Here is a 12,631-nt window from a genome sequence, read left to right as displayed (position 1 = left end):
CCCCGCCTGAAGGCAGGGGATTTCAACAGCAACTACCTCACGAGGAGGAGGTCGCGTTGAGGTTCACGGTTCACAGGCTCGCCCAGCGGCAGGCCTCCCCGCGCAGCAACCGCATGCCCTGCGGCCGTATCCCGGATGTTCCGGGCCGCGTTGACGTCGGCGTTGTCCTGCCACCCACAGGCGACACAGCCGAACCGAGATTGGCTCTCTCTCGATCCGGCCGCGATGTTCCCGCAGGCGTTGCAGGTCTGCGACGTGTAACGCGGGTCGACCTTGACGACCCGGCCGGCAGCCTTGTGCTCCAACCGGGCCACCAGCAGCCCCCACCCGCTCGCGAGGATGCCCCGGTTAAGCCCCGCCTTCTGCCGGATGTTACGCCCCGGCTCGGCGAGCGTGCCCTTGGCCGACCGGGTCATGCCGCGAACGTTGAGGTCTTCGACGGCGATCACATCGAACCGGCGGGCCAGATCGGTGCTGGTCTTCTCCACCCAGTCCTTGCGCCGGTCTGTCTCACGCACCTTCAGACGCGCGATGGCGGTCTTGACCTTGCCGCGCCGGTGAGATCCGCGCTTGCCCGGGCGAGCTTGCGCAGGAGCCGCTTCAGCCGCGCCTTCTCCGTCTCGCGCAGCGTCGGCGCGTTAAGGATCTGCCCCGTCGACAGGGCTGCCGATGCGACCACCCCTCGATCCACGCCCACCGCCTCGCCCGTACCAGGGGCAGGGATCGGGTCGGGAATGGCGGCGAACGCGACATGCCAGCGGCCCGCCGCATCACGGGTGACCCGGAAGGACTTCACCCCATCGGGCACCGGACGAGACCAGCGAAACCGCACCCACCCCACCTTCGCAACCCTCACCTCGCCCACATTCCGGGAGACACGGCGCACGTCACCGGGCTTCACCGCGACGATCCGGAACCCTTCACCCCGCCCGCGCCTGCGGAAGGTGGGCCGCCGATGCGTCCCGCCGAAGAAGTTCGCCACCGCCTGCGCGAAGTCCTTCAGCGCCTGCTGCTGCACCACGACCGACCCGGCCCGCAGCCACGCGAACTCCGCCCGCGCCTCGGTCAACTGCCTGCACTGCTCAGCGAAACCAGGCGCACTCTTACGCCCCAGCCGCCAATGCGCATGCTGCTCCACAGCAAGATTCCACACATATCGGGCATGCCCGCAATGCTCCACCAGCACCTGCTCCTGGGCAGGCGTCGGCTGGAGCCGGTAGCGGGACACGCCGATCAACCTACCGACCACCACCGACAAAACCAGGAGACCGCAGTGTCCGACCATTCCGGCTTTCCTCCCCGCCCTGAAGGGCGAGGCATCCAGGCTGTAGGTACACGGTGACCGGGTTGACCGTGCTGGTTCCCTGCTACAACGAAGGAGCGCAGGTGGAGGTCGCCCACGGCGAGCTGGTCGAGGCGCTGAAGGAGATCGGCGACCTGGAGATCCTCTTCGTCGACGACGGCAGCACCGACGACTCCCTCGACCGGATCCGCCGCCTGGCGGAGACGGACCCGCGGGTGCGCTACCTCTCCTTCACCCGCAACTTCGGAATCGACGCGGTCATGGCGGCCGGGTTCCGCTACGCCGGCCAGCCGTGGACGGTCCAGTGCGACGCGGACCTCCAGGTGCCGCCCGAGGAGATCTGGACCCTGCTCGCCAAGGCCGAAGAGGGCTACGACGTGGTGTTCGGTGAGCGGCAGGGCCGTCGCGACCCGCTGGTGCGCAAGGGCGGCTCGGCGGGGCTGCACTGGGCGGCCCGGCGGGTCTTCGGCATCGACATGCCCAGGGGCGCGTCCACCTTCAGGCTGGTGAGCACCGGTGTGGCCCGCACGATCACCGATCTGCGGCTGCCCTGGTTCATTCCGGCGGTGCCCCTCGTCGGCGCCAGGTACGCCGTCGCGCCGGTCGCGCACAGGCCGCGCACGGCGGGTCGTTCCAAGCTGCGCCTGGTCAGGCTGGCGGGGCACGCTTTCGAGCTGTTCTTCGGCTTCTCCTGGCGGCCGCTCACGATGGTGTACGCGGCAGGCGCCCTGGGCGGCGTCCTGGCGCTGGCGCTCGCGGTGCTCGGCTACCTGGGGCTGGCGGACGGGGCCGCCCTGGGGGCGACCCAGCTTCTGCTCACCGGGCTGGCCCTCGCGGCGGTCGCCCTGGTGGGACGCTACCTGCACCGGCTCCTGCGCGACTCGGGACGCCTGCGCCCCTACTTCGTCCGGGACTCGAACCTGCCCCTGCTTCCCGAGGACACGCTGACCGGCGGCCGGCCATGCCCGCCTCCGCCTGGCCGCACGGCGGCGAACGCCTGACGCCGCCGGTTCAGGCGCCGGTTCCGGTGCTGGTTCACGCGTCGGTTCGCGCGTCGGTTCACGCGTCGGTTCAGGCGCCGTGTTCGGCGAGCACGCTCTGGACGTACTCGGTCGCCGGCGGGCCGAAGTGCGCGTAGACCTCGCCGGTCGCGGCCAGCAGCGCGGGCAGTGACCAGTCGCCGGGCAGCAGCTCGGGCGGCAGCGCCAGCGGTGTGCGCAAGGTGTCGGTCAGCGCCCCGTCGAAGAGCTGGACGTAGTCCAGCAGCGCGGTCGCGCTGGGCGGCGGGACCGGCCGGTTCCGGACGGCGGCGCGCAGCCGTGCGGCGTGCTCGCGGTAGCGGCGGTCCAGCTCATCCAGCTCCCACGCGCGAAAGGCGACGGTCGCGGCGTCCGCCAGGGGCAGTTCGACGCGGCCGAAGTACACCGTCCCCGGGCGGGGGGCGGAGCCGAGTTCGGCTGCCAGGCGGTCCCGGCGGTCGGTCGGCGAGATGAGCACGCCCGGCTGCATCAGGCCGTATCCGGCCAGCGTCGCGGCCCGGCGCAGCTGGTCGCGGTAGGCCCGCTGGGCCTCGGGGACCGTGTAGAAGATCGCGTGGAAGAGGCCGTCCCAGGCGGGAGGCTCCGGGCGGCCGTCGCGGATCTGCCTGAACGACCGCAGGAAGGGGCCCGAGAGCCGGTAGTCGGCGCCGCGGCCTCGCGGGGTCGCGGCGATGAGCCCGTCGCGGCGCATGCGGGCGATGAGCGAACGCGCCGCCCCCGTGGTGAGCCCGAGGACGGTCAGCAGCCGCACCAGCGCGGCGCCGGGCATCTCCTCGCGGCCCGCGACCCCGTACAGAAACGGCACCAGAGTGACATTCACCCCTCGCGAGACGTTTACGGCGTCAGGCCGTCCTGTTACTGTTTTGCTCACGATCGTGAGGATATGCGATACATGAAGGGCTTGGAGATGGAAACGACACAGGAGCGGAACGGCGGCAGGACCAGGGCGCAGTTGCTGAACTGGGGGCCCGCGATCCTGTTCGGCGTCGTCCTGCCGTTCGTCACGTACGGGCTGCTCACCGACCGCGGGGTGAGCGAGGTGCACGCGCTGCTGCTGATCTCGCTGTGGCCCGCCGCCGAGAACGTCCTGTACCTCGCGATCAAGCGCCGCGTGGACGAGTTCGGCCTGATGATGCTCGTGCTGCTGCTCCTCGGCGCGCTGAGCGCGGTCGCCTACAACACCACCAGGCTGGTGTTCATCAAGGACTCGGCGATCATCGGCCTGCTCGGGCTGGCGTTCCTCGGCAGCCTGGCGCTGCGCCGGCCGCTGATGTTCTACCTGGGGCGCAAGTTCGGCACCGACGGCACCCCGCAGGGCCTGGCCGACTGGAACGGCCTGTGGCAGTACCCGGGCTTCCGTCGCGTCCAGTACCAGCTGACCGTGGTGTGGGGCACCGCCTTCCTGCTGGAGGCCGTCGTCCGGGTGGTGCTCACGTACCTGCTGCCGACCGCGGCGATGGTCCTGGTGAACAACGTGCTCCCGCTCGTCGTGGTGGCGGCCCTGGTCACCTGGACGGTCTCCGTCGGCAAGCGGGGGCGCGCCCGCATGGCGACGACCCAGGGCGCGGCCCCCGCCGATCACTAGCCCGCCGTCAGCGGTGGTGGGAGGCGAGGACGTCGCGGGCGAGGGCGTCGCGCTCGGCGGCCTCCTTCTCCGCCGCCTCCTGCTCGGCCGCCACCCGGAGGTCGTACGCCGTGCGGGAGGCGGCGATCTGCTCCTGGTGCTCCTCGGTCCAGGTGACCAGGGCGCGGATGGTGTGGTGCAGGGTCGCGCCCAGGGGCGTGAGCTCGTAGTCGACGCGCGGCGGCACGGACGGGTGCACGGTGCGCACCACCAGGCCGTCGCGCTCCAGGTGGCGCAGGGTCCTGGCGAGCATCCGCTGGCTGATCCCGTCGATCTGTCTGCGTAGTTCGGTGAAGCGCAGCTTGCGCCGGTCGAGCAGGGCGATGACCAGGAGTGACCACTTGTCGGCGATCCGGTCGAGGATCTGCCGGACCTCGCAGTCCTCGCGCGTGTCCCACTGGGAGATGTCGTAGTCGACGGTGGTATCCGCGCAGTAATCGGGGGACTTTGAAGTTCCGTCTTCCATGCTCACCGATGGTGCCGAAAGATGCTGCTGGTTACAAGAGGGAACCGGCAGTCATCTAGGGAACCATGGGCCGGTTCCGTTTCCCGAGAGGAGCCGACCCATGTCCACGCACATGAGCGGGCGCGCCTGGAGCGTGCTGCTGGTGTTGTGCGCCGCGATCTTCCTGGAGGGGATCGACATAGCGATGCTGAACGTGGCGCTGCCGTCGATCCGGGCCGACCTGGGCCTGTCGACCGGGATGCTGAGCGGGGTGGTCAGCGCCTACGTCCTCGGCTACGGCGGGTTCATGCTGCTGGGCGGACGCGCCGCCGACCTGCTCGGACGCCGCCGGATGTTCCTGTTCTGGCTGGCCGTCTTCCTGGTCTTCTCCGGCCTGGGCGGGTTCGCGACCGAGGGCTGGATGCTGCTGGTCGCCCGGTTCGTCACCGGGGTCGCCGCCGCGTTCATGGCCCCCGCCGGGCTGTCGCTGGTCACCGGCGCCTTCCCCGAGGGGCCGCAGCGCACCAAGGCGCTGGGCGTCTACGCGGGAACGGCGGCAGGCGGGTTCTCGCTCGGCCTGGTCGCCGGTGGGCTGCTGACCTCGCTCGGCTGGCGGTGGGTGTTCTTCGCCCCGGTCGTCCTGTCGGCGCTGATCCTCGCGGCCGCCGTCCTCCTCATCAGGGACGTGGCGGCTCCGGAGCGCCCGGCGGGCGGCTTCGACCTGGCCGGCGCGTTCAGCGTCACCGGGGCGATGCTGCTGCTGGTGTACGGGGTGGTCCGCCTGGAGCACCCCGGCGACGGCTGGGCCGGCACGGCCGGGGTGTTCGCCGCCGGGCTGGCGCTGCTCGCCGTCTTCGTCGCGATCGAGCGGCGCTCGGCCAACCCCCTCCTGCGGCTGGGCATCCTGCGTTCGGGCCCGCTCGTCCGCGCCAACCTCGGGGCGCTGCTGTTCGTCGGCTCCTTCGCCGGCTTCCAGTTCCTGGCCACCCTGTACCTGCAGGAGCTGCGCGGCTGGAGCACCATGCAGACGGGCCTGGCCATGCTGCTGATCGGCCTCGACACCGTGCTCGCCCCGACCCTGACGCCGCGGCTGGTCAACCGGTTCGGCAACGTCCCGGTGCTGTTCGCCGGGGTGGTGCTGGCGGCCCTGGCGTACGTGCTGTTCCTGCCCCTCGGACTGGACTGGGCCTACACCGCCATGCTGCCGACCATGCTGCTGCTCGGCCTGGCGTTCTCCCTGGCCTACGGCCCGCTGACCATGGCCGCCACCGAGGGCGTCGCCGAGCACGAGCAGGGGCTGGCCAGCGGCCTGCTGTACACCGCGATGCAGTTCGGCACGGCGATCGGCCTGTCGGCGGTGACCGCCGTCAACGTCGCGGCGCTCGCCGGCGACTCGCGCGAGGCGGGGCTCGACGCCATCCAGGCCGCCCTGGCCGTCCCGATCGCCGCCGCGGTGCTCGGCGCGGTCATCATCGCGTTCGGCCTCCGCGCCCGCACAACCGCCGAGGCCGCCCCCGACCCCGCCCCCGACCCCGCGGGCGTATCGGCTCGATAGTGCTCTCGGTGACGTCGCGCGGGCGGGCCTGACGACGTCCGCGCGCGTCACCGATGGCTGCTGACCCAGGTCGCGATCTGCACCCTGGACGTGAAGCCCAGCCTGGTCAGGATGCTCTCGACGTGACCTTCGGCGGTGCGCTGCGCGATGACCAGCTTCGCGGCGATGTCCTTGTTGCTCATCCCCTCGGCGATGAGGTCGGCCACCTCCCGCTGCCTGGGGGTGAGCACGGCCGCCTCCCCGGGCTCCGCCTCCCGGCGGGGTGCGGGGACCCGCGCCCCGGTGTCCAGCGCGTAGTCGACGGCCTGGTCGGCGGTGAGCTCGACGCCGCGCTGGAAGGCGGCCGTGTAGCCGGCATGGCCCAGGGACATGCGCAGCTGCGTCTCGCACAGGTTGTGGAACTCGGCGAACGGCTGGAACGCCGGCAGTGACGTGCCCATCGCCTGCCAGACCATGCCGGCGGCGCCGAACAGCCGAGCTGCGCGCTCGTCCCGGCCGTCGGCCGCCTCGACCCAGGCCAGCACTTCGAGGCAGGCGGCGACGCCCCACCGGTCGTCCAGCGACCGCATGATCCTCAGGCCGTTCCTGACCAGGGTGGCGGCCCGGTCCTGCTCGCCCCTGAACCACCGCGCGAGGCCGACGACCCACAGCGCGTTGGACTTCGACAGGTAGGCGCTCCTGGCCTCGCACATCGACAGGCACTCGGCGGCGAGCGCGTCGGCGCGGTCGCCGTCTCCGGCGCTGGAGTAGGCGATGACCAGGTGGAACAGGGTCATCCACACGCCGTCCTGGTCGCCGTTGGCCGCGTGGAGGTCCCGCGCCTCGCGCAGGAGCCGGATCCCGCCGGCCGTGTCGCCCCGGAGGTAGGCGGTCAGCCCGGAGAAGTGCGCGACGAACGCGAGGGCGACCGGGTCGTCGAGCCGCCGCGCCAGCTCGCGGCACTCGTCCAGCAGCGGCGGGGCCGCGGTCAGGTCGGCCTGCCTGAGGGCGAACCAGGCGTTCGCCCACAGCGCCTTGACCCGGGCGGCGGTGGGCTCCGTGTCCAGCCCCAGCGCCCGCTCCAGCCAGTGGCGGCCCTCCCCGAAGGAGCCGGCGAAGAACACCCAGTAGTTCCACAACGCCGCCACGATCTCCAGGACGTACCGCGCCTCGCCGGGCTCGCGGAGGCAGAAGCCCAGCGCGGCCCGCAGGTTGGCGTGCTCGTGCCGCAGCCGGGCGATCCACTCCGCCTGGCGCGGGCCGAACCAGTCGGCCTCCGCCCGTTCGGCCAGGCCGCGGAAGTGGTCGCGGTGCCGGCGGCGCAACGCCATCTCGTCCCCGGACTCGGCCAGGACGTCGTGGCCGTACTGGCGGATGGTCTCCAGCAGCCGGTACCGGGCGTGCGTGACGTACTCGCCGCGCACCAGGATCGACTTGTCCAGCAGGGCCGCCACCAGGTCGAAGATCTGCTCCTGCGGCAGGCCGTCGCCCGCGCACACGTGTTCGACGGCCTCCAGGTCGAACTCGCCGGAGAAGACCGACAGCCGGGCCCACAGGGTCCGCTCCTGCGGGGTGCACAGGTCGTAGCTCCAGTCGATCGCCGTCCGCATCGTCTGGTGGCGGGGCACCGAGGCCCGCTTGCGGTACCCCGGGGTGCGCTCGTCGAGCCGGTCGAGGATCTGCGTCACGGACAGCGCCCGCAGCCGGGCCGCGGCCAGCTCGATGGCCAGCGGGATGCCCTCGAGCCGCCGGCAGAGCGCGGCCACCGCCTCCCCGTTGACCTCCGTGACCGTGAAACCGTTCAGCACGTACGCGCCCCGCTCGGCGAACAGGCTGACCGCGTCGGACTGCTTCAGGGCCGCCAGCGGCAGGCCCGGCTCCGGGACGGCCAGCGGAGGCACGGCCAGCACGTGCTCCCCTTCGACGCCCAGTGTCTCCCGGCTGGTCGCCAGGATCCGCAGCCCGGGGGCCGCGCCCAGCAGTTTGCTGGCGAGCATGGCCGACGCGTACGTCAGGTGCTCGCAGCCGTCGAAGACCAGCAGCAGCCGCTTGTCCTCCAGGAACTCCACCAGGCCCGACAGCGGACGCCGGGAGGACTCGTCACGCAGGCCCAGGGCGTCGGCCACGGACCGCGCGAGTAGCTCCCCGTTCCGGAGCGGGGCCAGGTCGACCAGCCACACGCCGTCGGGGAAGGCCAGCCGGGCCTCGGCCGCCGCGCGCAACGCCAGCCGGGTCTTGCCCACCCCGCCGAGGCCGGTCAACGTCAGCATGCGCGTGTCGCCCAGCAGCCTCCGGGCCTCCGACACCTCCCTGCGGCGGCCTACGAACCCCGTCAGGTCGGCGGGCAGGTTGCCAGCGGGCCGTTTTCGCGTCGCTACTGCCATGGCTAACAGTAGGTTTCAGCCGCAAACCCGGTCAAATGTTTCACCAGGTCACCCGGGGTTCCGGGCCCGTCTCCCGGCGTCTCGGGGCGAGGTCTCCTCCGCCAGGGCAGGGGAGCTGCTGACGCCGGTCAGGCCCAGATGCGCCGCCGGGACGGGATGGCGAGCGGACGGCCGACGAAGAGAGTCGACTCCTGCCACCCGTAAGGCATAAAGACGGTGATCGCGACTCCCGCCCGGTGCTCCAGGTCGACGGCGACCGCGTCGAGGGTGCCGTGGGGCGGCGTCCAGCCCTTCTGCTGCCACTCGGTCGACCTGCGCAGGCTGACCTCCCGTGGCCCGCCTTCCGGCCTCATCCGCACGTAGTAGCCGAGGGCGAAGCACCGCAGCTTCTCCGCCTGCCGACGGATCTCGCCCGACATGTTGTTCAGCGCGGTGATCACGGCCTCGTCGTCGTAGGCGTAGTCGACCTCGTAGTCGGCCGCGGTGGCCAGCACGCCGGTGGCGTCCATGGTCACGCCGCTGGGGACGAGCATGGCCTGCCCCTGCCCGGGACGGAGCAGGTTCTCGGCGGCCTGCAACTGCGCCCTGAGACAGTCCCCGAGGTCGGCCTGCACGTCTGGCTGCAAGGGGCTGCCGAGGAACGCCAGGTCGAGCAGCTGGACGGGGTGCGGGAACGTGGGAGCTATGTCGTCGACGGATGCGTGCCAGGAAAGCATGATCAGGAAGATAGTGCTTGGCGGGCGCCTCCATCGCCCTTTGTGCTGAATCGACCGCGTTGACGCCCCCGGCCCGGCGGCTTCGGCGCAACGCACCTACAAATCCGGATTTATCCCGCTAGGGTGCATGAGGTTGATCCCGGCCGCCTCAGGAGTCACTTCCTCATGCCGAATGTCGAACCGCTGCGAGACGGTGATCCGACGGCGGTGGGCGCCTACCGGATCATCGGCCGGCTGGGAGCGGGCGGCCAGGGTGTCGTATACCTCGGGCAGGCCCCCGACGGCGGTCCCGTGGCCGTGAAGGTTCTGCGCGAGGTCGTCGCCGGCGACGACCGCTTCGCCAAGGAGATCGCCGCGGCCCGCCGGGTGGAGCCGTTCTGCATCGCCCAGGTGCTGGACGCGTCCCTGGGCGGCAGGCCGTACATCGTCAGCGAGTACGTCGAAGGGCCCTCCTTGCAGCAGGCGGGTCGGCATGCCGGCGCAGACCTGCAACGCCTGGCCGTCAGCACCGCCACGGCGCTGGCCGCCATCCACCAGGCGGGCATCGTGCACCGGGACTTCAAACCCGCCAACGTGCTGCTCGGGCGGGACGGGCCGCGCGTCATCGACTTCGGCATCGCCCGCGCCGCCGACGCCTCGGCCACCGTCACCAGCAGCATCGTCGGCACCCCCGCCTACATGGCTCCAGAACAGCTCGCGGGCGCCGTCGTCGGGCAGCCGGCGGACGTCTTCGCCTGGGCGTCCGTCATCGTGTTCGCGGCCACCGGCTCGCCGCCGTTCGGCCAGGACACCGTGCCCGCGGTCATCAACCGCGTCCTGCACCACGAGGCCCAGCTGGGGGACCTGCCGCAGCCGCTGCGCTCGATCGTCCACGCCTGCCTGGACAAGGACCCGCACCGGCGCCCGGCCATGCGGGACGTGCTCCTGCGGCTCCTCGGAGGGCGGGAACGGCCGACGCCGAAGCCCGCCCAGAAGCCGGCGTCCACCCGGTTCCCGCTGGTCGCCGGCGTCGTGGGCGCGGTCGCCGTGGCCGGAGCGGTCGGCGTGGCCCTGACGGGCGTCGCCGTGTGGAAGTCCGCCTCGACCGGCGAGGCGGCTTCGGCGGTGCTCGCCGCCGACTCCAGCGGGTCGAAGACCTCCTCACCGACTCCGACGAAGAGCAGGACGTCCAGGAGCAGGACGTCCGAGCCGAATAAGCCGGTGACGCCCTCGGCGCGCCGCACGTCCACCCCCACGCCCTCGGTGGGGCGCACCACCGCCGGGCCGCGCCCCACGCCGACGTCCACCCCCTCGGTGAAGCGCACCACCGCGCAACCTCGCCCCACGCCCACGCCCTCGAAGAAGCGCCCGACCGCGCGACCTACCCCCACCTCCAGCAGGACCGCGACGGGGAGCGCCGCGTTCTCCCTCGACTACGTGCGCGTCCAGGGAGGTAGCAAGATCACCCAGGAGGGCGTGACCTGCTACGTCGGAACGGCGAACTTCGCGGTCGGGCTGGGGGCCACGAAGATGGGGGCGCCGTACTCCTACCAATGGATCTTCGACGGGGCGGTCATCGAGAGCGGCTCGTCGCGGTTGCCGTCCTACGCCCGCGACGACTACGTGGCCTCGAAGAAGGTCTTCACCCCGTCGGACGGGAGGCACACGGTCACCTTCCGCCTCACCTCGCCGGTCGCCAGGGCCAAGTCCGTCAGCTTCACCATGTGCCCGACGAAGCCGTAGGGCCCGCCCCGAATCTCGGCGGAAAGGGAGATCTCACTCAGAAGAAGACCCCCGGTTAGGTGGCGGATCGAAGCCGTATGTCGATCGCGGCGACCCGCTCGGCCGGGATGCCCCATGGTTCGGGCACGCCGACCTGCGCGTCCAGGTCCCACAGGACGCATCGCTCGCCGGGCCGAGCCACCATCGACCAGGCGACGATGGTGCGGCCCAGCTGATCGCTCATCGAGCCTGCGACGGCCGTGCCCGGCAGGCCACCGCCCTCAGGATGGTGGTGCAGGTAGCGGCCGTACGCGGCCGAGCAGAACGCCGCATACCGCGCGGTGCACAGAATGAACCCGTGCCACGCCTCGTCAACGGCGTGCGACGGCATGCCAATGATCCGGTTGTCACGCATCGCGGCGCCGCAGCAGCGCAGCCACTGCCGCAGCCCAGTCTCGACAAGCTCGCGAGGTTGGTAGGGGCACGTCTCGAAGACGGCATCGGGCAGGTCCAAGCCGTCGACGACCCGGGCCATGCGATCGATGCGGATTCTGCGGCGTATCGAGAACATCCCTACCTCCCGGCCGGAAGCGGGATTCACTGTATCGATGGAGATGGCAATTCTGATCGGGCTCGGCGTTCTTGTCATCTGGTGGCTAGTTCGAAAGGCCGACGACGACGCGGGTCGGCAAGACAAGTGGGACAGCGCCGGCGGCGCAGGTTCTGGGGGTGGGGGCGGCGGTGGGGACGGCGATGGGGATGGCGGTTGCGGCGGTGGTTGTGGCGGCGGGTAGGGGTGCGCCGGTAACCAGCGGGGACGTCGTGCGCGGCGTGGACAGACGTACGCGTGGCAGTTCTTCGCAAGCTGGCTAGCGGCTGCCCGGCGCCGAGCCTGCCTGAACAGCAGGCCCGATGGCTCATATCAGGCGGAGGCGTAGTCGGCCAGGGCGGGCTCCAGCAGGTCGAAGGCTTGGGTGGCTTCGGCGGCGATGGTGTGGGCGATCTGGTCGTTGGGGTGTCCGGCGAGGGTGAGGGTCTGAATGCGGTGAAACAGCACGCGGTGGACGGTGCCCAGCAGGGCGGCGGCGGTCTGCGCGGTGATGTCGTCGGACTGAGCGGCGGTGACGTCGGCGAGCACCTGCGCGAGGTGGTGTTCACGCTGGTCGTGCAGGCCGCGCAGGCAGGCGGTCAGGGTGGGGCTGTCGGCGATCATGCGGGCGAACTCCTGGCCGGAGAATCCGGCGACCGGGTCCTGGGCGGCCACGGCGTCGGCGAACGCGCGGCGCAGCGCGGCCAGCGCTGATTCCCCTGGGCGTCGTGCGGTGACGGCATGGGCCAGGGAGGCGGCGAACTCCTCCTGATGGTCCAGGGCCAGGTCTTCCTTGCGCGGGAAGTAGTTGGTGACGGTCTTCTTGGCGACGCGGGCGGCGGCGGCGATCTCGGCGATGGTCGTCTGCTCGAAGCCCTGGGCGATGAACAGCCGGGTCGCGTGGTCGGAGATGAGCTGCCGGGTCTCGTGCTTCTTGGTCTCGCGCAGCCCGGCGGCCGGGGCGGGAGTCTGGGTAGCCATGACGCAATCTTACCCTCGTAGCATCTTTATGTTGACATCCTTGGACGTCTTGGGCTAAATTTACCTCCGTCGTAAGTTTATGACGATGGAACACCAAGTCCGAAGGGGACGCCCATGCGCAAGCACACCCACGACGCCGCCGCGCCCATGGCCGAGTTCGCTCGTGTGCCCCGGTCGCAGCAGCCCGAGCGGCCCCCGCTGCACGGCGCCGAACTGCGTCGTCCGCCGTCCGACCACAGCATCCGCGCGTCGCAGAAAGGCCGGGGCATGCGCATCGTCCCCCGGCGCCGCAGCTACTGACCCCACCCCCCACC

General features: G+C 71.3%; 11 protein-coding genes and 1 pseudogene. 5 read left to right on the top strand and 7 right to left on the bottom strand.

The features are described from left to right. Positions 1-32: 32 nt before the first annotated feature. Positions 33-1,210 (bottom strand): annotated as a pseudogene (locus ABZ297_RS22010) (transposase); the annotation flags it as partial. Positions 1,211-1,338: 128 nt separating this feature from the next. Here ABZ297_RS22010 and ABZ297_RS22005 point away from each other — a divergent pair. Then, positions 1,339-2,304, top strand: a complete 966-nt coding sequence (locus ABZ297_RS22005; protein WP_355349031.1) for a glycosyltransferase family 2 protein — start codon at positions 1,339-1,341, stop codon at positions 2,302-2,304. A 70-nt stretch (positions 2,305-2,374) separates the two neighbouring features. Here the strand turns inward: ABZ297_RS22005 and ABZ297_RS22000 are convergent, their stop codons facing one another. Further along, positions 2,375-3,148, bottom strand: a complete 774-nt coding sequence (locus ABZ297_RS22000) for a PaaX family transcriptional regulator C-terminal domain-containing protein (RefSeq protein ID WP_355349028.1) — start codon at positions 3,146-3,148, stop codon at positions 2,375-2,377. A 102-nt stretch (positions 3,149-3,250) separates the two neighbouring features. Between ABZ297_RS22000 and ABZ297_RS21995 the strand changes: the two genes are divergently transcribed. Then, positions 3,251-3,928 (top strand): VC0807 family protein, encoded by a 678-nt coding sequence (locus tag ABZ297_RS21995; protein WP_355349025.1) that lies wholly within the window; start codon positions 3,251-3,253, stop codon positions 3,926-3,928. A 7-nt stretch (positions 3,929-3,935) separates the two neighbouring features. Here ABZ297_RS21995 and ABZ297_RS21990 read toward each other — a convergent pair whose 3' ends face one another. Continuing rightward, positions 3,936-4,433, bottom strand: coding sequence for a helix-turn-helix domain-containing protein (locus ABZ297_RS21990; RefSeq protein ID WP_355349022.1), 498 nt, complete (start codon positions 4,431-4,433; stop codon positions 3,936-3,938). 100 nt (positions 4,434-4,533) lie between these two features. On the opposite strand from ABZ297_RS21990, the gene ABZ297_RS21985 reads away from it, so the two are divergent. Next, complete coding sequence (locus ABZ297_RS21985; RefSeq protein ID WP_355349019.1) at positions 4,534-5,967, top strand: MFS transporter; 1,434 nt, start codon at positions 4,534-4,536, stop codon at positions 5,965-5,967. A gap of 47 nt (positions 5,968-6,014) precedes the next feature. Here the strand turns inward: ABZ297_RS21985 and ABZ297_RS21980 are convergent, their stop codons facing one another. Continuing rightward, on the bottom strand, positions 6,015-8,330 hold the full coding sequence (locus ABZ297_RS21980; RefSeq protein ID WP_355349016.1) for a LuxR C-terminal-related transcriptional regulator: 2,316 nt from the start codon (positions 8,328-8,330) through the stop codon (positions 6,015-6,017). A 128-nt stretch (positions 8,331-8,458) separates the two neighbouring features. Beyond that, the gene (locus ABZ297_RS21975; protein WP_355349013.1) at positions 8,459-9,046 is read right to left on the bottom strand and encodes a hypothetical protein; all 588 of its coding nucleotides are present in this window, start codon (positions 9,044-9,046) and stop codon (positions 8,459-8,461) included. Between the two features lie 165 nt (positions 9,047-9,211). Here ABZ297_RS21975 and ABZ297_RS21970 point away from each other — a divergent pair, with 165 nt between their 5' ends. After that, positions 9,212-10,768: a protein kinase gene (locus ABZ297_RS21970; protein ID WP_355349010.1), complete on the top strand. Its 1,557-nt coding sequence runs from the start codon at positions 9,212-9,214 to the stop codon at positions 10,766-10,768. Between the two features lie 55 nt (positions 10,769-10,823). Here ABZ297_RS21970 and ABZ297_RS21965 read toward each other — a convergent pair whose 3' ends face one another. Further along, complete coding sequence (locus tag ABZ297_RS21965; RefSeq protein WP_355349007.1) at positions 10,824-11,318, bottom strand: hypothetical protein; 495 nt, start codon at positions 11,316-11,318, stop codon at positions 10,824-10,826. Positions 11,319-11,669: 351 nt separating this feature from the next. Continuing rightward, on the bottom strand, positions 11,670-12,317 hold the full coding sequence (locus ABZ297_RS21960) for a TetR/AcrR family transcriptional regulator (RefSeq protein ID WP_355349004.1): 648 nt from the start codon (positions 12,315-12,317) through the stop codon (positions 11,670-11,672). Between the two features lie 114 nt (positions 12,318-12,431). On the opposite strand from ABZ297_RS21960, the gene ABZ297_RS21955 reads away from it, so the two are divergent. Then, complete coding sequence (locus ABZ297_RS21955; protein ID WP_355349001.1) at positions 12,432-12,617, top strand: hypothetical protein; 186 nt, start codon at positions 12,432-12,434, stop codon at positions 12,615-12,617. Positions 12,618-12,631: the final 14 nt, after the last annotated feature.

The sequence above is a fragment of the Nonomuraea sp. NPDC005983 genome (assembly GCF_040614375.1).
In the GTDB taxonomy this organism is placed as follows: domain Bacteria; phylum Actinomycetota; class Actinomycetes; order Streptosporangiales; family Streptosporangiaceae; genus Nonomuraea.
The sequence above is the reverse complement of the archived record's forward strand: the minus strand, read 5'-3'. Positions and strand labels throughout refer to the sequence as shown.

Coding starts and splice junctions, on each gene's coding strand:
- ABZ297_RS21990 (WP_355349022.1), bottom strand. CDS start 4,433: ATGGAAGACGGAACTTCAAAGTCCCCCGATTACTGCGCGGATACCACC.
- ABZ297_RS21975 (WP_355349013.1), bottom strand. CDS start 9,046: ATGCTTTCCTGGCACGCATCCGTCGACGACATAGCTCCCACGTTCCCG.
- ABZ297_RS21970 (WP_355349010.1), top strand. CDS start 9,212: ATGCCGAATGTCGAACCGCTGCGAGACGGTGATCCGACGGCGGTGGGC.
- ABZ297_RS21960 (WP_355349004.1), bottom strand. CDS start 12,317: ATGGCTACCCAGACTCCCGCCCCGGCCGCCGGGCTGCGCGAGACCAAG.
- ABZ297_RS21995 (WP_355349025.1), top strand. CDS start 3,251: ATGGAAACGACACAGGAGCGGAACGGCGGCAGGACCAGGGCGCAGTTG.
- ABZ297_RS21955 (WP_355349001.1), top strand. CDS start 12,432: ATGCGCAAGCACACCCACGACGCCGCCGCGCCCATGGCCGAGTTCGCT.
- ABZ297_RS21980 (WP_355349016.1), bottom strand. CDS start 8,330: ATGGCAGTAGCGACGCGAAAACGGCCCGCTGGCAACCTGCCCGCCGAC.
- ABZ297_RS21985 (WP_355349019.1), top strand. CDS start 4,534: ATGTCCACGCACATGAGCGGGCGCGCCTGGAGCGTGCTGCTGGTGTTG.
- ABZ297_RS21965 (WP_355349007.1), bottom strand. CDS start 11,318: ATGTTCTCGATACGCCGCAGAATCCGCATCGATCGCATGGCCCGGGTC.